The organism is Cupriavidus phytorum, assembly GCF_003254285.1.
Taxonomy (GTDB): domain Bacteria; phylum Pseudomonadota; class Gammaproteobacteria; order Burkholderiales; family Burkholderiaceae; genus Cupriavidus; species Cupriavidus phytorum.
On record NZ_QKZN01000024.1, the window covers coordinates 1 to 26,025 of the forward strand.

15 protein-coding genes are annotated in these 26,025 nt (G+C 70.1%); 1 reads left to right on the forward strand and 14 read right to left on the reverse strand.

The features are described 5' to 3' along the window. The 13 genes from C7416_RS28315 to C7416_RS28375 form a co-directional block, all read right to left on the reverse strand. Positions 1-3,716, reverse strand: a 3,716-nt coding sequence (locus C7416_RS28315) for a non-ribosomal peptide synthetase (protein ID WP_146604314.1), incomplete at its 3' end; no start/stop codon positions are given. A 23-nt stretch (positions 3,717-3,739) separates the two neighbouring features. Next, positions 3,740-6,904 (reverse strand): non-ribosomal peptide synthetase, encoded by a 3,165-nt coding sequence (locus tag C7416_RS28320; RefSeq protein WP_111521937.1) that lies wholly within the window; start codon positions 6,902-6,904, stop codon positions 3,740-3,742. Between the two features lie 4 nt (positions 6,905-6,908). After that, complete coding sequence (locus tag C7416_RS28325) at positions 6,909-11,429, reverse strand: condensation domain-containing protein (RefSeq protein ID WP_111521938.1); 4,521 nt, start codon at positions 11,427-11,429, stop codon at positions 6,909-6,911. A gap of 57 nt (positions 11,430-11,486) precedes the next feature. Continuing rightward, positions 11,487-12,266: a thioesterase II family protein gene (locus tag C7416_RS28330; RefSeq protein WP_111521939.1), complete on the reverse strand. Its 780-nt coding sequence runs from the start codon at positions 12,264-12,266 to the stop codon at positions 11,487-11,489. Between the two features lie 2 nt (positions 12,267-12,268). Beyond that, positions 12,269-12,490, reverse strand: a complete 222-nt coding sequence (locus C7416_RS28335; protein WP_111521940.1) for an MbtH family protein — start codon at positions 12,488-12,490, stop codon at positions 12,269-12,271. A 173-nt stretch (positions 12,491-12,663) separates the two neighbouring features. Then, the gene (locus C7416_RS28340; RefSeq protein ID WP_092316818.1) at positions 12,664-13,080 is read right to left on the reverse strand and encodes an SRPBCC family protein; all 417 of its coding nucleotides are present in this window, start codon (positions 13,078-13,080) and stop codon (positions 12,664-12,666) included. A 197-nt stretch (positions 13,081-13,277) separates the two neighbouring features. Continuing rightward, a complete protein-coding gene (locus C7416_RS28345) occupies positions 13,278-15,368 on the reverse strand; it encodes a BCCT family transporter (protein WP_111521941.1) in 2,091 nt (696 codons plus the stop codon). A 59-nt stretch (positions 15,369-15,427) separates the two neighbouring features. Beyond that, positions 15,428-16,204 (reverse strand): HpcH/HpaI aldolase family protein, encoded by a 777-nt coding sequence (locus C7416_RS28350; protein WP_111521942.1) that lies wholly within the window; start codon positions 16,202-16,204, stop codon positions 15,428-15,430. Next, entirely contained in the window at positions 16,191-17,423 is a 1,233-nt protein-coding gene (locus C7416_RS28355; RefSeq protein WP_111521943.1) for a type III PLP-dependent enzyme, read from the reverse strand. Before C7416_RS28355 ends, C7416_RS28350 begins: the two co-directional genes overlap by 14 nt. Beyond that, complete coding sequence (locus tag C7416_RS28360) at positions 17,420-19,237, reverse strand: IucA/IucC family protein (RefSeq protein ID WP_111521949.1); 1,818 nt, start codon at positions 19,235-19,237, stop codon at positions 17,420-17,422. The genes C7416_RS28355 and C7416_RS28360 overlap by 4 nt, the downstream gene beginning before the upstream one ends. A gap of 82 nt (positions 19,238-19,319) precedes the next feature. Then, the gene (locus C7416_RS28365; protein ID WP_111521944.1) at positions 19,320-20,492 is read right to left on the reverse strand and encodes an MFS transporter; all 1,173 of its coding nucleotides are present in this window, start codon (positions 20,490-20,492) and stop codon (positions 19,320-19,322) included. After that, the gene (locus C7416_RS28370; protein WP_111521945.1) at positions 20,489-22,306 is read right to left on the reverse strand and encodes an IucA/IucC family protein; all 1,818 of its coding nucleotides are present in this window, start codon (positions 22,304-22,306) and stop codon (positions 20,489-20,491) included. The genes C7416_RS28365 and C7416_RS28370 overlap by 4 nt, the downstream gene beginning before the upstream one ends. Next, positions 22,303-23,508 carry an ATP-grasp domain-containing protein gene (locus C7416_RS28375; protein ID WP_111521946.1) on the reverse strand — a complete coding sequence of 402 codons (1,206 nt, stop codon included), beginning with the start codon at positions 23,506-23,508 and terminating at the stop codon, positions 22,303-22,305. The genes C7416_RS28370 and C7416_RS28375 overlap by 4 nt, the downstream gene beginning before the upstream one ends. A 355-nt stretch (positions 23,509-23,863) precedes the next feature. Between C7416_RS28375 and C7416_RS28380 the strand changes: the two genes are divergently transcribed. Beyond that, a complete protein-coding gene (locus C7416_RS28380) occupies positions 23,864-24,370 on the forward strand; it encodes a helix-turn-helix transcriptional regulator (RefSeq protein ID WP_111521947.1) in 507 nt (168 codons plus the stop codon). Positions 24,371-24,412: 42 nt separating this feature from the next. Here the strand turns inward: C7416_RS28380 and C7416_RS28385 are convergent, their stop codons facing one another. Continuing rightward, positions 24,413-25,807 (reverse strand): 3-deoxy-D-arabino-heptulosonate 7-phosphate synthase, encoded by a 1,395-nt coding sequence (locus C7416_RS28385; protein ID WP_111521948.1) that lies wholly within the window; start codon positions 25,805-25,807, stop codon positions 24,413-24,415. Positions 25,808-26,025: the final 218 nt, after the last annotated feature.

Sequence of the window (26,025 nt, forward strand, 5' to 3'; positions counted from 1 at the left end):
TCGCGCAAATCCTCGACCAGCACGCGCCACGATACCCCATCGACCACCAGGTGATGGATTACCAGCAGCAACTGCCAGCGCTCGCCTCCTTGCAGCGCGACCACACGCAGCAGCGGCCCCTCGGCCAGGTCGAGACTGCGTTGGGCGGCTTCGCAGTGCGCCAGCCGCTCGGCTTCCGACGGGGCATGGCGCACCCACAGTAGATCCTGGCAGGCTTCGGCTTCGGCATACGCCTGCTGCCAGGCGCCGTCGCGCTGGACGAAGCGCAGGCGCAGTGCATCGTGATGCGCCACCAAATCACTCAATGCCGCAGCCAGTGCCGGCAGTTCGGGCGCTTCACGGCAATGGAGCAGTACCGACTGGTTCCAGTGGTGGCGCCGGGGCATCGGCGTGTCGAAGAAATCGGCCTGGATCGGCAGCAGCGGCACCGCGCCTGCCGGCACGGCGTTGCCATCGACTGCATCTTGTGCCACCGGCGCGGCGACGGCCGCCAGTTCGGCCAGCGTCTGGCGTTCGAACAGTTGCCGCGGCGTCAGCACCCAGCCGGCGGCGCGGGCGCGGGCGACGATCTGCAGGCTCAGGATCGAATCGCCACCGAGCTCGAAGAAGTTGTCGGCGCGGCCGACGCGCGGCAGGCCAAGGACTTCCGACCAGATCGCGGCGAGCGCGGTTTCGGCGTTGCCTTCAGGCGCGACGAAGTCCTGGGCACTGTCGAAGGCCGGCGCGGGCAGGGCACGGCGGTCGAGCTTGCCGTTGGGCGTCAGCGGCAGCGTGTCGAGCACGACGAAGGCCGCCGGCACCATGTAGTCGGGCAGTTCCGCGGCCAGCGCGGTGCGCAGCGTCGCGCCATCGGTCGTCGCCCCTGCAGCGGGCACCACATACGCGACCAGGCGAGCACCGGACGGTCCCTCGGCGGCGATCACCGCCGCGTTGCCGACACCGGGCTGCGCCAGGATGCGCGCCTCGATCTCGCCCGGCTCGATGCGGAAGCCGCGGATCTTCAGTTGCTGGTCGATGCGGCCCAGGTACTCGAGCTGACCGTGGGGCAGCCAGCGCGCCAGATCGCCGGTCCGGTAAAGCCGCGCGCCATCACCGGCAAACGGATCCGGCACGAAGCGCTCGGCGGTCAGCCCCGGACGATTCAGGTAGCCCCGCGCCAGACCCGCGCCCGCAATGTAGAGTTCACCGGCCACACCGGGTGCCACGGGGTTCAGTCCGGGATCCAGCACGCGCACGCCCAGGTCCGGGATGCGCTCGCCGATCGGGCTGCGCGCGCGGCAGGACGGGTCCAGGTCGGCACGCGTGATCGGGCGGTAGGTCACATGCACCGTGGTTTCGGTGATGCCATACATATTGACCAGTTGCGGCGAGGCATCGCCGAAGTGGTCGATCCAGGGCCGCAGCGCCTGCGGCTCGAGCGCCTCGCCGCCGAAAATCACATAACGCAGCGCCAGCGGCGCGGCATACAGCTCGGGCTGGGCCAGCAGCGCGCGGAATGCCGACGGGGTCTGGTTCAGCACCGTGACGCGTTCGCGCCGCAGCAGCGCGATGAATTCCTGCGGCGCGCGGCTGACGTGGAACGGCACGATCACCAGTTGCCCGCCATGGCACAGCGCGCCAAAGATCTCCCAGACCGAGAAATCGAACGCGTACGAATGGAACAGCGTCCAGACATCGGCGGGGCCGAAGCCAAACCAGTGCTGCGTCGCCGCCAGCAGGCGCGACAGGTTGCCGTGCTGCAGCTGGGCGCCCTTGGGCCGGCCGGTGGAGCCTGAGGTGTAGATCACGTAGGCGAGGTGTGCGGGACGGACCTCCACCTTGGGCGCGTACTCGGGCCAGGCACCGCCGTCGTCCTGCGCATCGAGTTCAAGCACCGGCAGGCCATCACGCTGCGGCAGCAGATCGCGCAGCGCGCGCTGGGTCAGCAAGGCGGCAATGCCGCTGTCCTCGAACAGGTAGGCGAGGCGCTCGGCGGGATAGGCCGGGTCGAACGGCACGTAGGCGCCGCCGGCCTTCAGGATGGCGAGCAGGCCGACGATCATCTCCGGCGAGCGCTCCATGGCAATGCCGACGCGCACTTCCGGGCCGACGCCGAGCGCGATCAGCCGGTGCGCCAGCCGGTTCGCGCGCCGCTCCAGTTCGCCGTAGGTCAGCGTGGTCTCGCCATGGCGCAGGGCGATGGCCTCCGGCTGTTGCTCGGCGTGGCGCTGGATGCGGCGGTGGGCGAGCTCTGCGGCAACATGCCGGTCGGGTTGGCCGGCAGCGTGCTGGTGCGCCAGCGTAGCGGCGTCGTCGTCGCCGAGCAGGGGCGTGGCTGCCAGCGGCAGTTCGGGGTGGTACAGCAGGCCGCCCAGCTGGGCCAGGTAGTGGCGCAGCATGCACTGCGCCGTGGCGGTATCGAATAGCGCGCAGTCGTACTCCAAGCTCAGGGCGAGGCTATCGCCACGGTCTTCGGCGTCGAGGATCAGGTCGAACTTGGCGCCGGTCTGGCGCGCCTCCACGGCCTGCGTCTGCAGCCCCGGCAGCGCCAGCGCGGCAGGTGCCGTTGCCGTGCGCAGGTTGAACATGACCTGGAACAGCGGGCTGCGGCCGGCGTCGCGCGGCACCTGCATGCCGTCGAGCAGCACTTCGAACGGCAGCTCGGCGTGGCCGAGCGCCCCCAGCGCGTCGGTGCGCAGCTGTCCGCACAAGGCGAGGCCGCTGATGCCGGGTGCGGTGCGCGAGCGGTAGACATGGGTGTTGGCGAAGAATCCGACCACATCGTCGAGCCCGTCGCCGTCGCGGCCAGCGTGCGGCACGCCGACCGCGAAATCGTCCTGGCCGGCATAGCGGCTCAGCAGTGCCTGCCACGCGGCGAGCAGCGCCACGAACGGCGTGCAGCGCTGCGCGGCGCAAAAGCGGCGCAATGCGCCGAGCAGGGTCGGGTCCAGCGCCGCATCGGTGCGCCGCGCAAGGCGCGTCGCGGGATTGCCGTGCGGTCGGTCGGTGGGCAACTGCAGGGCCGGCACGTGATTGCCCAGCTGGCGCTGCCACCATGCACGCTGGGCGTCCAGGTCACCGCTGGCCAGCCGTTCGCGCTGGCGGCTGGCATGGGCGGCGAAAGTCGTGGCGGGGGCGGGCAGTGCGATCTCGCCGTCGTCCGCGAGCGCCTGCGCATAGGCCGTACCCAGGTCGCGCGTGATCACCGCATTGGAAACCGCGTCGGAGACAATGTGGTGCAGCGACAGCAGCAGCACGTGGTCGTCATGGGCGCGCGCGAGCAGCGTGCCGCGCAGCAGCGGCGCGTGGCCGAGGTCGAACGGCCGCGCGGCCTCGGTGTCAAGGCACGCCTGCAGCGCATCCGGGCCGCCGGCGAGCGTTGCTTCGGCCAGCGCAAAGTCCGGTGCGGGCTCGACCACCTGCCGCGGCAAGCTGCCGGGCGCGGCGTCATCCGCGACGAAACGGGTGCGCAGTGCGGGATGGCGCGCGATCACGGCGCGCAGCGCGGCCTGGAGCGCGCGGCGATCGAGCGCGCCGCGCAGCACGAACGCGCGGGTCTGGTTGTAGGCCGTGCTGCCGGGCTCGTATTGCAGCAGAAACCAGAGGCGTTGCTGCGAGAAAGACAGCGGCGCCGCGGCGGCGTCGAGGCTGGCCGGCGCGGCCGCCGGCGCCGCGTCCTGCTCCAGCAGCAGCGCGAGCAGCGCTGCCTGCCGGGCAGGGGTGGAGGATTGCGTCATGGATGCGTTCCAGGGAAAAGACGTTATGCGGTGGCGTTGGCCGTGCCGGAGGCACGTAGCGCAGCGCGCGCCTCGGGCGACATCGCCGCCAGCTGGCGCTGCAGGCCGGCCAATGTCTCGAGGCCGTCGGGATCGGCGCTGGCGCCGCGCAGCGCCAGCGCCAGCGCGGCCGCGTGCGGGGCGTCGAAGACCATGGCGGGGGCAATCTCCAGCTTGAGCAGCTTGCGGATGCGCGCCACCAGCTTGATCACCAGCAGCGAATGGCCGCCGGCTTCGAACAGGTCGTCGTGCACCGCCAGGCCCGGCGCGCCGAGCAAGTCGCGCAGCTGGTCCAGCAGCAGCGCTTCCAGTTCGCTTGCCGGCTCGCGCACCGGTCTGGCAGACGAGGGTGCCGGGCCCGCGGCGGCAGCTTGCGCCAGCGCGCGGCGGTCCACCTTGCCGTTCGGCAGCCGCGGCAGCGCCGGCACAGCGAACCACAGCGCGGGGATCATCGCTTCGGGCAGGCGCTCGGCCAGCGCGTGGCGCAGCGCATTGCGCAGGGCGGCGGCGTCGGTGGCCGTGGCGTCGTCGGGGACGATCCACGTGGCGAGCTGGGGCAGGCCACCGGCCGGTGCGACCAGCATGACCACCGCCTGCCGTACGCCGGGCAGCGCCGCCAGCGCCTGTTCGACCTCGCCGCATTCGATACGGAAGCCGCGCACCTTGACCTGGTGGTCGGCACGCCCGACCAGCTCGATGCCGCCGCGCGGCAGGTAGCGGGCGAGGTCGCCGCTGCGGTACAGGCGCTGGCCCGGGCGTTCGGGGTGCGCAACGAAAGCCGTCCCGGCCACGGCGCCGTCCAGATAGCCGGCGCACAGCTGCGCGCCGCCGAGATAGAGCTCGCCGGTTTCTCCCACGGCGGCCAGCTGGCCCGTGGCGGTGCGCACATAGGCCTCGCAGTTGGCCAGCACCTGCGTCAGCGGCAGCGGCGCGTGCACCGCATCCGCCGCGCGGCCGGCATCGTGGACCAGGATGCCCACCGTAGTTTCGGTCGGTCCATAGTGGTTGCACAGGCGCGCCTGCGGCATGCGCGCGCGCAGCCGCTGCAGCAGTGCCGCGGAGGCGGCCTCGCCGCCCAGCACGATGGTGGCATGCGGCGGCAATGGCAGCGGCGCGGTGTCGCCGTCGAGCAAGGCGTCCAGGTGCGAGGGCACGATCTTCAGGCAATCGACATGCTCGCGCGCCAGGAAGGCGGTGAAGGCGGCGGCGTGCTGCATGTCGGCCTCGTCGGCGACACACAGGCAGGCGCCATGCCACAGCGCGCCGAACAGCGTGGTATTGCCCAGGTCGGCGGCGACGGTGGAGGTCAGCCCGAAACGCTGACAACGATCGAGGCGCAGCGCCTGCCCGGAAGCAGCCACGTAGTTCAGCAACTGGCCATGGTTAATGGCGACGCCCTTGGGCGTGCCGGTCGAGCCAGAGGTGTAGAGCACATAGGCGGGCTGCGCGGCATCCGCTGCCGACAGCGTGGGGGTGGTGTCGGCGGCGGTGTCCGCCGCCAGCAGTGCCGCGATATCGGCATGCGGCAGCGGCCCGGCGGAAGGCGCATGGGCCGCGTCGGTCAGCACCAGCGTGGCACCGGCGTCGGCCAGAATCTGTGCGCGCCGCTGCGGCGGCCACGCCGGATCGAGCGGCAGGTACGGCGCGCCGGCACGCATCACCGCCAGCAATGCCACCACCAGCTCGCCCGAGCGCGGCAACAGCAGGCCGACCGGCTGGTCCGAGCGCAAACCCAGTGCTGGCAACTGCCGCGCCACTGCATCCACGACGCGCGCTAGGCCGGCGTAGCTCAGTTGCAGCCCAGGGGCCGACAACGCCGGCGCATGCGGGCGCTCGTTGGCCCAGTGGGCCAGCCGCTGCGGCAGCATCTGCGCGCCGACATGCAGCGCCGGCGCGTGCATGGCGTCGGCGCGCGCGCGCTCGGCGGCGGTGGCGAGCGGCAATGCGCCGACGGCGGTGTGCGGCGCCGCGCGCAGCGTTTGCAGTAGCGCGCGGTACTGGTCAAGCAGGCATGCCATCGCATCCGCGCCATGGACACTGTCGGCGTGGTGCAATACCAGCTGGCGTGGCAGGCCGTCTTCCACGTGGACATGCAACGCCAGCGCCAGGCCCGGCAGCAGCGCCGGCGGTGTGTTGGCGTGCCAATGCAGGTCGCCATGCCGCCACTGCATTCTGGCGGGGCCGCGGCAGCAGAAGCCCACCCGTGCAGGCGCACCGGCGCTGGCGTCCGCCGGGCAATGCTCGCGCCAGTCGAGGTGCTGCTGCAACTGCGCGCCGAACGCGGCAAGCCAGTCGGCAAACGGCGCAGCCATGTCCGGCTGCACCGCGAGCGGCAGCAGCGCTTCATAACGCCCCACCGCGCCGGCCAGCACGTCGAAGTCATCGCGGCAGTCGTGCTGCCAGCCGGCGCAGAACGCCGCGGCCGGATCGAGCCGTGCCAGCAGCAGCCACCATGCCGCCTGCAGCGCGTGCGCCAGCGGCTGGCCCAGCGCCGCGGCCCAGGCGGCCACTGCAGCGGCTTCCGTCGCGGGAAGCTCCACACCCTGCGCCGCCAGCGCTTCGTCTGCATTGCCGGCGCGTTGCCAGGGCAGCCTCGGCGCATCGAGGCCGGCCAGCCGTTCGCGCACGGCTTGCCAGTAGCCCGTGCCGGCTTCGGTGTTCTCTTGCGCCAGCCCGTCGCTCCAGTCGAGGTAGTCCGCATAGGGTAGCGGCGCTTCCCCGGACGGGGCGGTTTCGTAGGCGTAGGCCTGTGCCAGTTCGCTTAGCAGCGTGACCAGGCTGGGGCCATCGGCCGCCAGCGGATGGGCGGTCAGCGTCAGCTGCGCGCGATTGTCGTCGAGCACCTGCAGTGCGGCCCGCAAGGCGGTGTCGGGCGTGGCTGGGTCGCGGCGTGTCCCCGACCACGCGGGCAAGGCACCGGCAAAGTGCTGGCGCAAGCCGCGCAGCCCTTCGACACGGCCGAACACCAGCCCCGTGACCGGATGGCGTGCCGCGACCCGGCACAGTGCCCGCTGCAGGCGCTGCGCGTCCAGCGGTCCCTCGATGGTTGCCGACAGCATAACCGGCATGGCCGCGTGCGCCGACAGCGCGCGCTGTTCGCGCCCGAGCGTGCGGGCGTGCCGCGCAAAATCCTGGGTGATGGCGTCCATCGGCTCAGCCCTCCAGCGCGGTGTCGGCCGCCACGGTGGCGTCCTGCGCGTCGGCGCGGGCCACCCGTGGCGGCAAGTCCTTGCGCTCTAACATGTCGCCCATCGCCACCACGATCTTGCGCGGGCCCTGGTAGGGGTCGCGTGCATGGGCGGCCAGCATGTTATCCAGCATCACCACGTCGCCCTGGCGCCAGGCAAAGCGCACCGCGCAGGCTTCATACAGTTCGCCGATCAGGGCCATGACGTCGTCGCCGATCGGGCTGCCATCGCCGAAGGTCACCTGGCGCGGCATCCGCTGCGGGCCGACGATGTCCAGCAGGTCGCGCCGCACCTCCGGGTCCAGGCAGGCGGTGTGGTGCAGCTGGACCTGGTTGAAGAAGCTGCGTTCGCCGGTGACCGGGTGCGCAATCACCGCCGGGCAGTGTTCGCGGGTCTGCAGCGTGTCGGCATCCAGCCACGCAAAGTCGGTGCCGGAGGCGCGCAGCCGTGCTTCGACCTCGTCGCGCGAATCGGTCTTGAAGAAGTCGCGCCAGCTCACGTCGAGCTTGTCGTTGAAGGTCCGCACATAGCGCAGGCCCTTGCGCTCGAAACGCTCGGCCAGTTCGCGCGGCAGCCGCCGGTACATCTCGCGGCAGTCGACGATGGGGGTGGCGCCGCCCACCGGCGACGGCAGCTCGCAGAAGAACCACTGCTTGCGCGGCCAGCGCGGCAGGTGCGCGCTTTCGTTGTGGAACAGGATCATCTCGCGCTCGGGGTACGGCGTGGAGCGGTAGGTGTTGCGGCCGCCTTCCTTCTTCGGCAGGTCGCCGTAGGCACCGTACAGGCCAGGCTCGATCGATTCGGCGAACTGTTCGAATTCCTGCGGCGTGCGCAGGCCGAAGCCGCGCAACAGGATGCCGCCGTGGCGGCACAGCGTGGCCTCGATCTGCTCGCGATGCGCCAGCGCCCACGCCACCGGATCGAGATCGGGCGAGGCGGGCTCCATCACGATCGGGAACGTCTGGCCCGGTGCCAGGAACGAGGTCCGCACCAGCGGTGCGGCGGGCGCGCCAGCGGTCGCCTCGGCGGCGCGCCGGGGCAGGCTGGCGAGCTTGCCGAGTTTGTCGAGCTTGCTGGGGCGGGACGGGGTGGCGGTCATGACGGGCAGTTCCGGAGCGGGTTCGCAAAGGCCAGCCGGCACCTGGAAGTCGGCCAGCGGAGAGTCAGGGTGGGCCAGCGCCTGCGCCAGCACGGCACCGTAGGCATCCGCGAGGCGTTGCATCGCGGCGCGCGGGAACAGCGCGGTGGCATAGACCCATTCGGCGCGCAGGCCGTCGTCGCACGGTTCGAGAAACACGGCGAGGTCAAACTTGGCCGCATGCACCGGCGTGGGCAGGCGCACCGCGTGCAGGCCGTCGAAGCCGCGCGCCTGGGCGGGGGTGTTCTGCAGCACGAACAGCACCTGCACCAGCGGATGCCAGGCGCGCTCGCGCGGCACGCCGGCGGCTTCGACGATGCGCTCGAACGGCAGGGACTGGTGGTCGAACGCGGCCAGCGTGCGCGTGCGCACCTGCGCCAGCAGTTCGGCAAAGCGCAGCCCGCCGTGGCATTGCGCGCGCAGCGGCAGCACGTTGACGAAGAAGCCGACCAGCTCCTCCAGCTCGCGGCGCGGGCGGCCGGCCACGTCGATGCCGACGAGCTGGTCTTCGGCGCCGCTGACCCGGTGCAGCAGGGCGTGGAAGGCGGTCAGCAGCACCATGTAGCGCGACGCGCCATGGGCCTGCGCCAGCGCGTCGGCCTGCGCCAGCATCGCGGCGGGCAGGGAGGTGTAGCACGCAGCACCGCCGCTCGATGCCACCGGCGGGCGCCGCTTGGGCGTGGGCAGGGTCGGCAGTTTCGGCGCGTCACGCAGCGCGGCATGCCAGTAGTCGGCGTCGGCTTGCTGTTGCGGGCCGGTGTCGGCGGTGCGCTGGTGCGCCGCGTAGTCGGCGTACTGGATCGGCAGCGGCTGCCAGTCGAGCGCGACGCCGGCGCGTGCCGCGTTGTAGGCGTCGGCGAGCGTATCGAGCAGGATGGCGACGGACCAGCCATCGCCGACGATATGGTGCAGCGTGAGCAGCAGCGCGTGGTCGTCGTCTGCCATCCGCACCAGGCGCGCGCGCAGCAGCGGCGCCCGGGCCAGGTCGAAGGGCTCGCGCGCCTGGCCTTCGGCCAGTTCCTGTAGCGCGGCATCGCGCTGCGCCGGGCTCAGGGCCGACAGGTCGCTGAAGGGCAGGTAGAGCGCCAGTTCGGCTTCGATCCTCGCGTACGGGGTGCCCTGCGCATCGGCGGGGTAGCTGGTACGCAGGATTTCATGGCGCGCGACCAGTGCGTTCAGCGCCGTGCGCAACGCTGCCATGTCCAGCGCGCCGGTCAGGCGCAGCCCGCCGGCCATGTTGTAGGCCCAGCGATCGCTTTCGGCGGCAATGCGGTCGGTCAGCCAGAGCCGCTGCTGCGCCGGCGCCAGCGGCATTTGCGGTCGGCGCGGCACCGGGGCAAGCGGCGCTTCCGCGGCCTCGCCCGGCAACTGGTCGAGCGCGGCGGCGCAGGCTTGCAGCGTGGGATGTTCGAACAGCAGGCGCATCGGCACCGCGGCGCCATATTGCTCGCGCAGCCGCGCCACCAGCCGCGCCGCGCCCAGCGAGTTGCCGCCGCTGGCGAAGAAATGCGCAGCACGGCCGGCCGGCGCGGTCCCCAGCAATTGCTGCCACAGCGCGGCCAGCGCGAGTTCGGTTGCGCCGCGCGGGGCATCGGTCGGCGCGGCGGCCGGGTCCGCGGCTGCGGTTCCGCCGCGCGCAAAGCTGCCATGCGCCCAGACCGCGCACGCGTCCAGGCTGTCATCCAGCCAGCCGGCGCGGCACGCACTGCGCTGCAGCTTGCCGCTGGTGGTCTTGGGCAGGCCGCCTGGATTGAGCAGCAGCGCGACCGCCAGCGGTTCGCCGCAGGCGTTGCCAACCGCCTGCGCCAGCGCCTGCACCAGGGCCACGTGGCCCGCGCGCTTTTGCTCCGGACGCGAGATTTCCACGGCGATGCCGATGCCCTCGCCGTCGGGGCCTTCGACCGCGAACGCCGCCACCCGGCCGCGACGCGCGGCGGGCACCTGCTCTTCGACCGCGCGCTCGATGTCCTGCGGATAGAGGTTCTGGCCGCGCACGATGATCAGGTCCTTGCGGCGTCCGGCAATATAGAGCTGCCCGCCATGCCACAGGCCGAGGTCACCGGTGCGCAGCCAGCGGCCTGCGCCGGCAGCATCGCCGTAGGCCTCGGCGCTGGCTTCGGCATTGCGCCAGTAGCCGCCGCACAGGCTGGGACCGGAGATCTCGATCTCGCCGATCTGCCCGTCGGGCAGCGCCTGCCCGTCGGCGCCGGCGATGCGGAGGGCATGGCCGGCGCGCGGGAAGCCGCATCCGACCAGTTCCATGCCATCCTGCGCCGCTTGCGCCTTGCCGCGCGCCAGCGCGGCGGCATCGAAGCGCGCGCTGACCATGCCGGCGCCACGCTCGGAGCCGGTGGCGAACAGCGTGGCCTCGGCCAGGCCGTAGCACGGATACAGCGCCTGCCGGCGGAAGCCGGCCGCGGCAAAGCGCTCGACAAAGGCACGCAGGGTGTCGGCCCGCACCGGCTCGGCGCCCGAGTACGCCACCGCCCAGCTCGACAGGTCGAGCCCGGCGAGATGGCTGTCGCGCACGCGTTCGACGCACAGCCGGAAGGCAAAGTCGGGACCGCCGGACAGCGTGCCGCGATGCTGGCTGATCGCCTGCAACCAGCGCACCGGGCGCTCCAGGAAGAACTGCGGCGACATCAGCACCACCGGGATGCCGCTGTGGATCGGCTGCAGCAGCCCGCCGATCAGGCCCATGTCGTGATACAGCGGCAGCCAGCTGACCATCACGTCGCCGGGCCCCACGCGCATGCCTTCGGCGATAGCCACCTCGTTCGCCATGACATTGCCATGGCTGACCATGACGCCCTTCGGCGAAGCCGTCGAGCCCGATGTGTACTGCAGGAAGGCCAGCGTCTCGGCACGGGCGGGGTAGGGCTGCCAGGGCTCCGCCGCGGCGGGCAGGGTGGCATCGGCAGCCACCACCGCCGCGCCGGGCGCAATCTCGGCCAGCGCCTCGGCGTGGTCGCGGGCCTGCGTGCTGGTAGTCAGCAGCAGTGCCGGTTCGGCGTCGACGGCAATCGCGCGCAGCCGCGCCACCTGCGCGGAGCGCACGGCACCGGGCTCGAACGCCGGCACCGCGACCAGTCCCGCGTACAGGCAGGCGAAGAAGGCGGTGACGTAGTCGATGCCGCTGTCCATCAGCAGCAGCGCGCGCGCGCCCGGCTCGGTCTGCGCTGCCAGGTGCGCCGCCAGCGCCCGCACGCGCGTGTCCAGCGCGGCGTAGCTGTAGCGGGTCTCGCCGGCGGCGTCGACGGTGACCAGCGCCGTGTCGGCGCCGCGCTGAGCGGCCAACAGGCTGAGATGGGCCACCAGCGTGGCCGTTGGATTCGGATCGGGCTGCATGCTTGGATCGGCTCTTCGGAAAGACGGTTGGCGTTGGGTCGTGCGGGGCGGGGCGGGTCAGGCGGGCAACAGCGAGGCCGCTGCCGCCGATGCCGCAGGTGAGGACACGGATGCACCCGTGCCAGCGTCGGGTGCTGCGCTCAGGTAGGCAACGAGGCGGCCGACCACTTCGGTCTGGTTGTCGTGCAGGAAGAAGTGGCCGCCGGCGAACCAGTCGAGGGTGTGCCCGGCGCGGGTCTCGATCGCCCAGGCGTGCAGGTCGGCGGGCGCAATCGGGTCGTCAAGACCGGCGAACACGTGCACGGGCAAGGGCAGCGGCGGCACTACGCCGCAGCGGAAGCTTTCGCACACGCGATAGTCGGCATCGAGCACATCGAGCGTGAGGCGCAGCAGCTCGGCATCGGCAAACACCGCCTCGGGCGTGCCGCCGTGCTTGCGCAGGTCGGCGCTCAGCGCGGCGTCGCCGCGCAGTGCCGCCAGCCGGCCCGGATCGCGCCGGGTCGGGGCGGCGCAGCCGGACACCACCAGCCGCTGCGGCAGCGCGTGGCCGCGCTCGCGCAGCAGGTGGCAGAGGCGCCAGGCCAGCAGCCCGCCCATGCTGTGGCCGAACAGGACGTAGGGCCCGACGCGGCGCTCGAGCTGCCGGCACAGCACGTCGGCCATTTCATCGGCCAGCGCCTCGAAATCGCGCAGCAGCGGCTCGTCGAGCCGCGCTCCGCGGCCCGGCGGTTCCAGCGGCACCAGGCACACGTGCGCGGGCAACAGGCGCCGCCAGCGCAGGTACGCCGTGGCACTGGCCCCCGCGTAAGGCAGGCAGTACAGCTGCAAGGGCGCCATGGTCAGGCGCCCGTCTGCGCCTGCGCCTCCATGAAGCGGCGCAGGCTGAGCGGACGCATGTCCACCCAGGTGCGCTCGATATAGTCCAGGCAGTCCTGCCGCTTGCCGCTGAACCCCGCCGGGCGCCAGCCGCCGGGCACGGCCTTGTAGTCCGGCCAGATCGAATACTGTTCTTCGTGGTTGACGAGGACCAGGAAAGTGGCGTCGTCGCGGTCGAAACTCATGGCGGGCTCCCGTTCAGTGCAAAGTGTGTGGCGCCATCTGGCGCATCACCCTGTTGGACGAAGGCGGAACGGGAATATTTAGGCGGGAGGTGCCGGGCAGTGGCGGGCGGAAACTGGGATGGTGTCGCGGCCTGCCCGGCCAGGCCGCGACCGTGTTGGTCAGACCGAGGCCGTCATGCCCGCGCCTCGATGAACTCCTTGAAGCGCTTCAGGTCGCCCTCGACCTTGCGCTTGAGCACGCCGGCGGCATCGCCGACCGCCTCGACCACGCCTTCGGTTTCGTAATTCATGCGCACCGACACGCGGGTCGCGCCCGCATCCAGCGGAGAAAAATTCACCTGGCCCGAGTTCTCCGCCCCGGCGACGCTGCGCCATGCGATGCACTGGTCGGCGACATTCTGCGTAATCTCGGCATCCCACTCCTTCTGCTTGCCGCCGACCTCGGCGCGCCAGTGCAGACGGCGGTCATCGAGCTGCCTGACCTCCTCGACGCCCTCCATGAACCGCGGAAATTCCTCGAACCGGCACCATTGCTGATACGCGACCTGCACCGGCACCCGGACGTCGATCGACTCTTCGATGGTTGACATAGCACCTCCTTTTTTCAAAAGGCGGGCGAACCGGTGCAAATCCCGTTCCAGACGCGTGGCGAGGCGCTGGCCGCTGCCGGGGCGACCGTGAAAAACGCGGTGCAGAAATTACGCGCAGCACTGGAAGAACAGGTCGGGAATACCGGACACTGCGGGTACCGCGGCGTGCCGATGCCGCCACACGGGGCGCTGCCCCCTCATTCCCCTTCACCAGTCAGCGACGCATGCCCTGGCGCACGCCGCAGCAGCTGCGTGCGCCGGTCGGCGGCCAGCGACAGATAGCGCTCATAGTGGCGCAGGATATCGGCGATGATCTCTTCCTGCCGCAGATACTGGATGTCGTAGCCTTCGCGGCCATCCTCGAAGAAGGTCACCGGCGCATAGGCGTGCTGGCGCCACGCTTCCGGCTCGGCCGCCTCGCGTACCAGGAACGAAGGCAGCGGCTGGCGCCGGCAATGCACGCCGTAGACGAAATCGCGCATGTCCGCCACCGGTATGGTCAGGCGCGCGCCCGGGCCGCCCGGCTCGCCCGCTTCTGTATCGCCGGCGTGCAGCAGCACCGCGCTGGCGACGCCGCGCCGCTCCAGCTCGGCCGACACGTCGCGCATCGCCGGCACCACCGAGCCTTCGATGAACTGCCGCACATCGGCCTCGCTGGGCTGGTGGACGATCTGCGCCAGCCGGCGGCGCCAGTGCTGGCCGCTCCAGAAGCTGGTGGCCGGCGCCAGTTCCTGCGACGAATGGGCAAGATCCGCCTGCAACCCCTGCCATAGCCCGTAGCACAGCGCCAGCATCACCAGCGCCACCGGCAGCGCCGCCACCAGGGTCATGGCCTGCAAGGCCTTGAGGCCGCCGGCCACCATCAGGATGGCGGCGGTCGCGCCCAGCACCGCGGCCCAGAACAACCGCTGCCACACCGGGGAGCCGCTCGCGCCCTGCGAGGCAATGGTGTCGATGACGAAGGCGCCCGAATCCGCCGAGGTCACGAAGAACACCGCGATCAACACGATCGCCAGCCACGACAGCACCGTGCTGAACGGGAAATAGCCGAAGAAGCGGAACAGCAGCGCGTCGACATTGCCGGCCGCCTGCCCCAGCGCCCCGGCGGCGGCATGCATGTCGAGCCAGATCGCGGTATTGCCGAAGGCCGTCATCCACACCAGGTTGAACGCGGTCGGCACCAGCAGCACGCCGATCACGAACTGGCGGATGGTCCGTCCGCGCGAAATGCGCGCAATAAACATGCCGACGAACGGCGACCACGAGATCCACCAGGCCCAGTACAGGATGGTCCAGTCGCCGAACCAGCCGGCATCGCGCGTGGGGGCATAGGCGTAGGTCCGCAGCGACAGGCCCATCACGCCGGACAGGTAGTTGCCGATGTTGTCGCTGAGTGCGCGCAACAACGTCACGGTCGGTCCCTCGACAATGATGAAGGCCAGCAGGATGAAGGCGAGCGTCAGGTTCAGCTCGGACAGGCGGCGCACGCCCTTGTCGAGTCCCGTCGCCGCGGAGATCCCGGCCAGCGCCACCACCGCGGCCACCAGCCCGATGCGGAAACCCGCGCCGCCGGTATCCCACCCAACCACCTGCTGCAGCCCCGCGCCCAGCTGCAGCACGCCATAGCCCAGCGTGGTGGCAATGCCGGCGATGGTGCCGACCAGCGCGAAGGCATCGACGGCATGGCCGGCAATGCCGTTGATGCGCTGGTGCAGCACCGGATACAGCCCGGAGCGCATGGTCAGCGGCAGGTTATAGCGAAAGCCGAAATACGCCAGCACCAGGCCCATCACGCCATACACCGCCCAGGCATGGAAGCCCCAGTGGAAGAACGTCATCAGCATGGCCTCGCGCGCGGCTTCGGGCGTGCCGCCGGCTACGGTCGGCGGCTTCAGGTAGTGCTGCATCGGCTCGCCCACGCCGAAGTACATCAGCCCGATGCCCATGCCGGCGGCGAACAGCATGGCCGTCCACGAGACAAAACTGAACTCGGGCCGGGCATCGTCCGGCCCCAGCCGGATATCGCCGAAACGGCTGCCCGCGACCAAAACCAGAAACAGCAGGAAGATGGTGACGGTGAGGGTGTAGAACCAGTCGAAATGGCTCGTGACCCAGGCCTGTGCTTCGGAAAACATGGCATCGGCCTGGCGCGGGAACGCGGCGCAGAATACCAGCAGCAGGCCCACCGCCAGCAATGCCGGCACGACCACCTGGGGCTTGAGCGTGGTGCGCGGGCGCGCGGGGGCCGGACCGGAAGGGCCGGGCGCGGTGGCGTGCGGGTCGTTCATGCAAGCTCCTGTCGCGTTGTGCCAGCTTGCATGATGCCAGAGTGCTGGTGGCCTATGCTTCAGCCCGGGCCTTCGCGCCGGTAGCCCGCCACCAGCTGCTTCATGGCGCGGAAGGCCGTGGCGCGATCGTCTCCCAGCAGGAAGGCGCGCACGCCTTGCTCGCGCCACTGCTCGCACTGTCCGGCCGCGCGCGGAATAGCGCAGAACGGCACGCCGCGGGCCTGGCAGGCCTGCGCGATGCGGCGGATCGCAGCCTGCACGGCGGGATGCTGCGCGTCGGCGGGAACGCCCAGGCTTTGCGACAGGTCGATCGCGCCCTCCAGCACCATGTCGATGCCTGGCACGGCCACGATCTCCTCGATCGCATCGACGCCGGCGCGGTCCTCGATCATCGCCACCACCATCAGCTCGCGATTGGCGCGTTCCATGTACTCCGGCAAGGTCAGCGTACCGAAGCCGGTGGTCCGCCCCCCGGCGATGCCGCGCTTGCCCAGCGGGTGGTAGCGCGCGCTGTGGACCGCCAGTTCGGCGGTTGCGCGGCTGCATACGTGCGGCACCACTATGCCCTGCGCGCCGGCATCCAGCACCCGCAGGATGATGTCCGGCGCTGCCCACGGCACCCGCACCAGTGCCGTGGTGCCGGCGCATTCCGCGGCGCGGATCATGTTCTCGAGCGTCTGCGGGTTCACGCCGACATGCTCGAGGTCCAGGATCACGAAGTCGAAGCCGGCATAGCCGATCATCTCTGTCATCAGCGGCAATGGCAGCGAGTTGATCAGCCCGAACACATCGCGCCCGTCTGCGAGCGCGGCCTTGAGGCGGTTAGGCTGCAGCATGGGCATGCTCCACCGGCAGGTAGCAGTGCCGCGGGTGCGGGTGGCGCAGGAAGTCGTGGTGGGAGATATGCCAGGCATAGGCGCCGGCATACGGGAACACCACCAGGTCGCCCGCGCGCACGCTGTCGACGTACGCGTCGTGCGCGAGGATATCCTTGGGCGTGCAAAGCTGTCCGACCACGCTGACGCGCGCCTCGCGCACGCCGGGGCGGGCGAACGGATAGCGCCAGGACGCCACCGGCAACACCCGGAACGGGTGGCTGTGCCCCTGCGCATAGGGCGTGCGGAAGTGGTGCGTGCCGCCGCTGGCCACGGCGAAGGCCTGGTCGAAGGCGTGCTTGACGTCGATCACCTCCATGGCGTAGTAGCCGCAGAACGCGGTGATATAGCGCCCGCATTCAAAGCGCACGATCAACCCGTCGCGCCGTGCTGACAGGGCCGGCAGGCCGTCGGCAAAGCGGGCCCAGTCGAACTGCCGTTGGGGTTCGCGGTAGTTGACGCCGATGCCGCCGCCGACGTTGACCTGGTCCAGCGTGTCGAGCCCGTATTCCGTGCGCCAGCGCCTGACCTGCTGCAGGTAGGCCTCGAGCAGGCGCAGGTGGGCGGCGGCGTCGAGCTGGTGGGACATCAGGTGGAAATGGAAGCCGCGCAGCCGGATTTCCGGGTGCGCGCGCAGCCATGCCAGGCATGCGGGCAGCTGGTCGCCGGCGATGCCGAACGGCGTGGGCTTGCCGCCCATCATCAGCGTGGTGGTTTGCAGCCCTTCGACCGCCAGGTTGACGCGCAGCAGGACCGGCGCCGTGGTGCCGCGCTCGCGCGCGAGCCAGGCCAGCCGTTCCAGCTCATGCTGGCTTTCCACATGCAGCGCCTCGACCCCGAGGTCAAGCGCGCCGGCCAGTTCCGCATCGGTCTTGCCGGGACCGCTGAAGATCAGCGGCACCTCTGCAAAGTGCTCGCGCACCCAGGCCAGTTCGCCGCCCGACGAAATCTCGAAGCCGTGCGCCAGCGGTGCCAGCGTCTGCAGGATCGGCAGATCGGAGTTGGCCTTGATGGCGTAGAACAGCTCGAAGCCCGGCGGCAGGCTGCCCGCAATGGTGGCGGCGTGCGCCCGCAGCGCCTCCAGGTCGTAGACGTAGGCGCTGAGCGGGGCCCCTGCGTCGGCGAGCGCCTGGTGCAGGTGGTCGGCGACGTGCGACCAGCGCAGTACGGGGGCGGTCATTGCCATGCCACCTCCATGCCGGCGAAGGGAATCGGATTGGCGACGGGCACGTAGGTCGAAGCGCGGTCGGCGCGCTGGAAGAAGCGGTTGCTGAAATTGGTCTTGGCCGGGAACGGGCGGCCGGCCAGCAGGCCGTTGATGCGCCGCGCCGACGCCGCATTGCCGTGGCGATGCTGGTAGCTGTGCAGGTGCTGGCGCACCACCGACCACAGCCGCGCGCTCAGGGCCTGCCTGCCGGCACCGAGCTGCGCGATCACTTCGCACAGGTTGTTGACGAACAGGCAGTAGGCAACGCGGTTCCAGCCCTGCTCCTCGTCATACCATAGCGACGACCGGGCGCGCTCGCTGATGCCCGCCATGGACGACGCGGGATGGCGCGCCGGGGTCAGCTTGACGCCCTCGAAGTCGCGCAGGAACAGCTGGGCGGGCATGTCGTGGCGCAGGCCCAGCACCACGTTCTGCAGGTGCGGCTCGAAGATGACGCCGTGCGCGAAGAAGAGGTGGAACACCGGGTAAACCAACTGCTCCACGTAGGCGGAGAACCAGCGCTCGGTCATGGCATCGACGGTGGTCCTTTCCCGCGCGGCGAGCGCCGCGAGCAGGCGCTGCATGCGCGCATCGCCGTAATAGTGGTTGCCGAACAGCGAGCCGGCCAGCAGCGGCACGCAGTCGGGGGCGCGCAGCGTATCGACGCTCTGGCGGAGGATCAGGCCAAATCCTTCGATGACCTGGCGGTTCTGCTCGATATCGTCGTGCCGGAGGTCGACCGACAGGAATGCCGGCTCTTCCATCAGCGCCAGGCCCGGAAACTTGCGCGCCAGCTCCGGCAGTAGCGGGCGCAGCACGCGGTTGACGTGCATGGCGCTCTCCAGCTCATACCATGCGTTCTTGCGCACGCAATTGGTGATGCGGATGTTCAGCGACACCTTGTAGAAGTACGGATTGCCGGGCTGGTACAAGGTCCGGATCGACGAAGTGGGATAGAAGTCCGCGCCCTGCGTGCCCAGGTCCTGCAGGCGTCCGCTTGCCAGCGCAGCGCGCACCAGCGGATGCTCGCGCAGGTAGCCCGCCTGCCACGGATGGACCGGCACCGCGACGCGGTCGGCGCTCACGGTCGGGGCATTCGCCGCGATCAGCTGGTCGCAGCTGGCGTCGAGCAGCGACTGCTGTGCGATGTCATCGCGCGGCACCGCGAACCACGCCAGCGCAAAGCGCGTGCGCAACTCAGGCGAGTAGCGCAGCAGGTCTTCGTCGGAGAAGCCCTGACGGCTTTTCGGCGTGGGATGGAAGGGGTGGCCGAAGGTCAGCGATTGCTCGGAATCGATATAGGCGTCGACCGGATCGGCCGGGATGGTCGCGGATACCGGCACCGACAGCACTTCGGTGCTGACCGCGACGCTGTTGCGGATCTGCTCCATCAGCTCGGTGTTGGGCGGCAGTTCATGCTGCTGCGCCATCTCGCGCAACAGCAGCGCGGCCAGCGCTTCCCAGTCGAGCAGCGCCCACGGCTTGTTCTCGGCCTTGTGGAAGACCGGCGACAGATAGCGGTAGTTGCCGGTCAGCCAGGCACCGCCGACCACGGCCAGCAGGCGGTCGTGGATATGCGGCAGCTGCACTTCCAGCACCTGGGCCACCTGGGCCGCCTGGGCCGCCTCGCGCTGCAGGGTCATGGCGATGGTCGCGGGCCAGTCGTTGTGCCCGGCGGGCGGGCCGACGCGCAACTGGCCGGCGGGTCCCGCGACTTCGCGGCAGTAGCAGTTCAGCAGCGTTTCCTGGCAGCGCCGCGCGGCGGCCAGTGCGGCCAGTTCCGTCATATCATCCACGGGGCGGCGCGTGCCGGCAGGTTCCAACTTGTTTTGCTTTTGCATTGTCTTGTGACCTCGTTCTCGGGAGGGATCAGAGCGGGCTCATCCGCTGGCGGGCGGTAAGTAGGTATGCGACGGCAGGCACCAGCAACGCCGCGCCAAGCAGGTAGGGCGAGCGCTGGCCGGCCAGGCCAACCGCGGCGCCGGCGCCAAGCCCGGCCGCGACGCCGCCCCATTTGGAACTGCTTTCGAACCAGCCGAAGGTGCGGCCGGCGTTGCCCGCGTGCACCACGCTGGCGACCAGCGCATGCAGCGCAATAAAGCCGACCGTCATGGCGATGCCCATCAGCAGCCGCCAGGCCACCAGCGCGGGCAGCCCCAGCGGCGCGGCCTGTGCCAGCAGCGCGACCGCCAGCGTGCCGTAGGCGGTGGCAAGCAATGTCAGCGACGGTGCCAGCCCGAGCCGCCGCGACAGCAACGGTGCCGCCGCCAGGTACACCAGGTGCGGCAGGCCGAACAGCAGTCCCGCGGTGGCCGTCGACAGGGCGGGCATGCGCTGCTGCAGGTCCGGGATGAAGTAGGGGAATGTCGCCACGGTGGCGAACACGAACGCGAACTGCAGCACATAGATCTGCCGCGGCGTCGCCGGCGCCGCCGTGCTGGCGCCGGTGGAGCGTGCCGCCGGCCGCTGCGCCGCCCCGGCGGCGTCGCCCGCGGGCAGCCACGCGATCAGCGCTGCGGCGGTCAGCGGCAGCAGCGCCAGCCAGCGGTACAGTTCGATCGGCGATTCAGCGCCCATCCACAGGCCGAGGCAGGCCGGCGCCGCCACCAGCGCGGCGCGCGCCGACCACTGCATCGCCGTCAGGCTGCGCGTGAGCGTGGTACCGCTGGCGACCGTGGCCAGGTAGGCGTTGGAGGCCGAGAAGGTCCCGCCCAGCACGCCTTGCAGCACCAGCGCCGCCAGGAACGCGAACGAGTTGCTCGCGTAGCTGGCGAGCAGGAAGCTTGCCGCCAGCCCCAGCTGCGCGCGCATCAGCAATGGCTTCTTGCCGAAGCGGTCCGCGAGCCGGCCCCACCATGGCGCCGAGATCGCCGCCAGCAGCGTTGGCACCACGTAGAACGCGCCGGCGAGCCACGGCACGTCGTTGTGCAGCGAGCGCTGCAGGATCAGGGCGAAGAACGGCGGCATGCCCAGCGCCGCAAATGCGGCGATGAAATGGCACAGCATCACCACCGCGACCACCCGCCGCGTGCCGGCGCTCATGCGGCCACCCTGAGGAAATTGGGGGCCCGCTTGCCGTAGAACTTGTTGACGTCGGTCGCGCCGGTCTGGCCCTTTTCGGCCAGCGACGCGGCGGTCAGCAGGTACTTCAGGTGCAGCCGGTCGTCGTCGAGCAGCACCTGGCGCGCGAAGGCGGTGTCTTCGCCCGCGGCGGCCAGGTCGGCAAGAACGGCCTCCACGTGACGCCGCACGCGCGCATAGCCGGCGGCGGGGTCGGTACCGCGACGCTGCGCCAGGCCTTCCACCAGCGCCGCGATGTTCAGCTGCAGCGTGATGGTGACGAACATCTGCGCCAGCGGCAGCGCCGCGTCGACGCCGATGCGCTGGTCTTCCAGCCCGTCGAGGCGGGCCGCCAACGCCGGCCAGCGGCGGGCGAGCCTGGCGCGGTCGATGCGCGCGGCATCGTTGTCCTTGAGCATCAGGCGCAGGCCGTCGTCGCCGTAGACCAGCATCGAGTTCTGCTGGTTCGATTCCAGCGCCACGCCATAACGCAACCACAGCGTCAGGTGCAGCTGCAGGGTCAGCGCCAGGTAGGTGTCGAGCCAGGCATCGAGATCGCCGCCGTGATAGCGGCCGGCGAGTTCCTCGGCCACGCACTGGCCACGGCCGGTTTCCGCCAGCAGGCCCGCAACCGGGACCACCGTCTTGTCCACCAGTTGCGGCTCGGGGTAGCGGCGCAGGATATAGCCCAGGAACGGGCGCTGGTCGACATGGGCGCCGTTGGCTTCGTCGGTCAGCAGCACTTGCCCGTGCAGGCTGGGTTCCTGCCGCACAATGTCGCCAAGCAGAGTCTGGATGCGATGGCCGTCGCCGATGGTGCTGGGCTTGATGGTGCGGATATTCTTGGCGCCCAGCGTGCGAATCGTCAGCGGCAGCTTGATATGCCATGCGGGGGCGTCGAGCACGACCAGCGAGCGCACCGACAGGGTGGGCGACACGCGCAGGCAGGCGCGCGGTGCGCGGATGACCTGGCCGTCCAGCCCGGCTTCGGCAAGGAAGCCATCGAGGTGATGCTGCCAGACGAAAGGATGCACCGGCACCAGCGCATGCGAGCTGGCCAGCGCGGGATCCAGGCCGACCTCGGCGAAATCCGGCCAGTTCGGCGGCAGCGCGTCGCCGCTGGCATGATGGCGCTGGCGCGGGACCGCGAGCCAGTTCAGCGCGAATGCCGGCCCGAACTCGGGCGCGTAGCGGGCCAGGTCATCGGCGGCAAAGCCCAGCTTGGCGCGCGCGGTGGGGTAGTAGGGGTGGTCGAGGAAACCCGCGGCGCGGTCGTAGTGCAGCATGCGCTGGTGCCAGGCGGGCAGTGCATGGCCAGCAGCGCGGTCCGGCTGCGCGAACCAGCGTGCGCGCTCGGCCATCGAGACGGTCCGATGCTCGGCCGCGGCACGGCACTCGTCGGCGTAAGCGGTGAACAGGCGCGCATCTGCCTCGGGCAGGCCGCCAGCGAACGCGGCCAGGATGGACTCGACCTGATGCAGCGCGGAGAACACGCCGTCGGCTTCGTGCAGCACTGGCAGGCGGGTCAGGCGCCAGTCCTGCATGTAGCGCGTCGGGGTGACCGGAACCCACAGCGTGCCGGCGCCAAGGCGCGGGATACGCAGCCACTGCTGGCCGGCATCGAAACCATGCGCGGCACCCGGTACCGCGTCAGCGCCGTACAACTCGCCGCGGCTGGCGCAGGCGCGTACGTCCTCGCGCAGCAGGGTGTCGACGACGCGCACGCAGATGTAGTCGATATCTGCGTCGCCAGCAGTGGCGGACCGGGACGGCTGCTCGGGCATGCGGGCGCTCATTGCGCAATCTCCCAGGCGAGCTTGCTGCTGGCCAGTTCGACCGCCGCGGCCAGGCCGGCGCTGTCGGGGCCGCTGCCGCGCAGCACGCCAAGGTAATCCTTGTTGGAGTTGGTCAGCTGGATCGCGTCACCGACCTTGCGCAGCGGCTGGTAGGTCAGGCGAACGCCTTCGCCTTCATGCTGGCTGTGGGCGGGCGCGTGCCGCAGCGTGCCTTCCGCCTGCGCGGTGAAATAGCGGATCCACGCCGCCCGCCTCGGCACCTCGAGCGCCGGCAGCGCCTCGCCAAGATGCAAGCGCAGGACCTGCTCGAACAGCGGGAACTGCAGGGTGTCGCACAGCAGGAACTCGCGGTAGTCGCCGATGCTGCGGTAGTTGATCTCGATAAGCCGCGGCCCTTGCGCGGTCAGCACGTATTCGGTATGGCAGGCGCCGAAGCCGATGCCGAAGCGGCGGATGGTGTCGAGCACCTCGGCTTCGACCGAGGCGGGCAGGCCGGTGCCCCATACCGCTTCCAGCTCAACGAAGTACGGCGGCGGCGACAGCGTCACGCGGAAGCCGCCCAGTGCGCGCAGCTCCTTGCCATCGCCGAGCGTTTCCAGCGTATACAGCGGGCCCTCCAGGTATTCTTCGAGCAGCAAGACCTGGCCCGGGTGCCGCGCCCAGATCGCGCCGCAATGCTCGGCCAGTTCGGCGTGGCTGCGCGCCAGGCTGACCTGCTGGCTGGCCACGCCTTCGCGCGGCTTGACGATGCACGGCATCGGCACGTCGGCCAGCGCGGCCAGGCCGGCGCTGTCGCAAACGACCGCGTGCCACAGCGTGTCGATGCCCGACTCTTGCAGGCGCCGCCGCATCTCGGCCTTGTTCTTGGCGGCGTAGGCGGTGCGCCAGTCCTTGCCCGGCAGGCCAAAGTAGGCCGCGGCGATCGCCGTTGCCGCCTGCAGGTGGTCGCTATTCGAAAAGACGGCCGCGGGCTTGCCGCCGCGGCGCGTGATGGCATCGATCACCGCCAGCGGGTTGAAGACATCACACGGGACGATGTCGTCCGGGTAGGCGGACAGGCCGGCGCCAGCAAAGTGTGCGCGATGGGCATCGGCACAATCCGTCAATAAGACGACGGAGCGCCCGAGTGCGCGCGCTGCCGGCAGGAATCCTTCGTTGACGGCGGGTGTCGGTACGTGAGCGAGTACAAAAATCTCTTGCATGAGTCGAGCCTCAGGTGGATGTGCGGGGGAGCGCAATGAGCAGTGCCGGGGATACGAAGCAGCCGGATCATGCTAATGCGACTCATTCTCACGCTCAACGCGACTGATGCCGGTAAGCGGCATTTGCCATGGCCACCCGGGCTGTTTGTTCCGTATCCGCGTGCCATCCACAGCACATCATCCACGCCCGGGACATATGTCCGGTAGCCACTTTGTGCTAGCCGAGCCACTTATGAAGGCGATTTCGCCGCTACGGGTCTTGGCCTGTTATTGAGAATCAGTTACATTACGCGTCCGCCGTGATGCTCGTTTTTTTCCAGCCGGCTTGTCGTGGCTGGCCCGAGACCGAACGCCTATGCCCCCAAAGTTCCTGCTCATGCTTGCCGTCTTCCCGCTTTATCAGGCATGGGACCTGTACCAGCTTGTCAGCAGCGGCCCGTCGTTCCATTTCTATGCCGAAACCGCGGCGACGATTGCGTTCCTGGTGATCCTCGGCATCGTGATCGGCGAGCGCCGACGCGCCTTGCACGCGTTCGAAACGCTCAAGCATTCGGCCGATGCCGCAGTGCGCGCCGCGGCCGAACGCGACGCGGCCGCACAACGGTCCACGCGCGATTTCCTGCAGTCGATGCAGGAGCAGTTCGAGCGCTGGGGGCTGACTCCGGCCGAACGGGACGTCGCGCTACTACTGGTCAAGGGCCTGTCTCTGGAAGAAATCGCCGGCGTGCGCGAGACCGGGGCGAAGACTGTGCGGCAGCACGCCGCTAATCTTTATGCCAAGGCCAAGGTGAACGGGCGCCATCAGTTGGCGGCGTTCTTCTTCGAAGACCTGTTGGCGCCGCGTCCCGGTAGTGGATCGTAGGTCCAGCATGCTGGCGTGCGCCTTGAATCGGCCACGCGTTGCCTAGACCGCGGCCAGCAAGTCGTCCGTATGCACCATCAGTTCACGGACCTGCCGCAGCGTCGCGTACTGGTCGAGCACGGCACGCCATCCCGGCGCTTCCAGCAGCGTACGCCAGACCGGCTCGAGCTCGCGCGCGTCCGCAGGCGGTGTCGCCGTCAGCGCGGCGGCGAAATCGAGCGTCGGCGTTGCCGACAGCAATTGCATCCGGCTCGCGGCGCTGAGCAGGCGTGGTGTCGGCTCGGCAGGGGCGTCGCAGCAATAGAGCACCGTGCGGGACAGGGCCGGGGGAGCCGAGGGCAGGGCGCGCAGCGCGGCGCCGCGCAACGGCACCATGCCTTGCCGGGTCGCAAACGAATAAACGTCGTCCTTGTCCGCATGCGCGAGCAGTCGCAAGCCCCGCAGCAGCCGCGGAAAATCCGTGGTGGCGGCGTCGACCGAAGCCTTGACTTCGACCAGCAGGCACACATCCCAGGCTGGAGTTTCGCCGGCCGTGTCTTCTGTTGCGGCAGATTGCCGGAGCAGCACCACATCCCATTCGGTCTTGGCGTGTTTATGCGCGGCCGGGATAGCGGCCGGTACGCGCATCGACGTCACCACACGGTAGGGTGCCGATGCACCAGCCGCGGCGTTAAGCCGCCGCGCCAACGCCTCGACCGCCTGCGCGGCCAGCGCCTCGGCTGCATCGCCACGCTGCCGCGACGACCGTCCCTGCGCGACGGCGCAAGCGCTGCCCGAGCGCGGACCGTAGCGTTCCCACAGCGCCCGGTACTCCGCTACGAGCGGATCCGACGCCAGCGCATCCAGGCGCCGCAGACGTGCCAGGGCCGGGTGTTCAAGCAGCTGGGCCAGGGCGCGCGCTGTCGGTGAATCGCCCGCCGACGCAGGTGTCAGCGGCATCTCCAGCAGCCGCTGAACGGCCTCTTGCAGATCGTTCCAGGCTGCAGCGCCTGCATAGGTATGCAGCCGGCCCAGCGCCTCGCGCTGCGGGCCGGGGCCGAGGCGTTGCTGTTTGCCGGGATGAGCGACCGCATTGACGGCGGCGTGGATGGCGCGTCGGTCCTGGTCCGCGCGCGCTGACAGCGACGCGTACTCCCGCACCGGCGCGGCCCGATGCCGCAGGACCATCGCCTGGAACACCGGATCACCGCCATCCGCACGCAGCGCTTCCCGAACCATGCGCGCAAGCGCGCCGGTGAAGCGATCTTTCAAGGCCGCATCCGGCGTTTCGCCACGCGCCTGCGCGGCGCGGGCTTGTTCGATCACGAGTGCGAGCGTCGCCGCCGGACTGGCATCCGGCGGCGCGGAGGCATCGTCGAGTTCCGGCAAGCGATAGCGGCGCGGAACGGCGCGCAGGGTCGCGTCGAGCAAGGGGTGTGGTGGTGGTGGCTTGTCCATGGCCCGGTAAATCGGATGAATCAGGCCTCAAGTCTCGGTAATTCGGGGCGGGTTGTACAAGGGGGGCGTCGGCTGGCTGGTATCTACGTGATTTGACATAACACTTATTATGCGAAACACGGATGTAGCAGCTAAGCGGTAATGTCCGGTTCTGGCTAAGTTCAAATGTCCGAGTTTGGCTGGCGTAAGCTTGACGCCTTCCAGCGCGTGGGAGCCCG

Excerpts from the sequence above, each read along its gene's own strand:
- C7416_RS28350 (WP_111521942.1), bottom strand. The coding sequence starts at position 16,204 with ATGCTGCAGCCTAACCGCCTCAAGGCCGCGCTCGCAGACGGGCGCGAT.
- C7416_RS28355 (WP_111521943.1), bottom strand. The coding sequence starts at position 17,423 with ATGACCGCCCCCGTACTGCGCTGGTCGCACGTCGCCGACCACCTGCAC.
- C7416_RS28340 (WP_092316818.1), bottom strand. The coding sequence starts at position 13,080 with ATGTCAACCATCGAAGAGTCGATCGACGTCCGGGTGCCGGTGCAGGTC.
- C7416_RS28360 (WP_111521949.1), bottom strand. The coding sequence starts at position 19,237 with ATGACGGAACTGGCCGCACTGGCCGCCGCGCGGCGCTGCCAGGAAACG.
- C7416_RS28330 (WP_111521939.1), bottom strand. The coding sequence starts at position 12,266 with ATGGCGCCCTTGCAGCTGTACTGCCTGCCTTACGCGGGGGCCAGTGCC.
- C7416_RS28335 (WP_111521940.1), bottom strand. The coding sequence starts at position 12,490 with ATGAGTTTCGACCGCGACGACGCCACTTTCCTGGTCCTCGTCAACCAC.
- C7416_RS28380 (WP_111521947.1), top strand. The coding sequence starts at position 23,864 with ATGCCCCCAAAGTTCCTGCTCATGCTTGCCGTCTTCCCGCTTTATCAG.
- C7416_RS28365 (WP_111521944.1), bottom strand. The coding sequence starts at position 20,492 with ATGAGCGCCGGCACGCGGCGGGTGGTCGCGGTGGTGATGCTGTGCCAT.
- C7416_RS28345 (WP_111521941.1), bottom strand. The coding sequence starts at position 15,368 with ATGAACGACCCGCACGCCACCGCGCCCGGCCCTTCCGGTCCGGCCCCC.
- C7416_RS28370 (WP_111521945.1), bottom strand. The coding sequence starts at position 22,306 with ATGAGCGCCCGCATGCCCGAGCAGCCGTCCCGGTCCGCCACTGCTGGC.
- C7416_RS28325 (WP_111521938.1), bottom strand. The coding sequence starts at position 11,429 with ATGCAGCCCGATCCGAATCCAACGGCCACGCTGGTGGCCCATCTCAGC.
- C7416_RS28320 (WP_111521937.1), bottom strand. The coding sequence starts at position 6,904 with ATGGACGCCATCACCCAGGATTTTGCGCGGCACGCCCGCACGCTCGGG.
- C7416_RS28385 (WP_111521948.1), bottom strand. The coding sequence starts at position 25,807 with ATGGACAAGCCACCACCACCACACCCCTTGCTCGACGCGACCCTGCGC.
- C7416_RS28375 (WP_111521946.1), bottom strand. The coding sequence starts at position 23,508 with ATGCAAGAGATTTTTGTACTCGCTCACGTACCGACACCCGCCGTCAAC.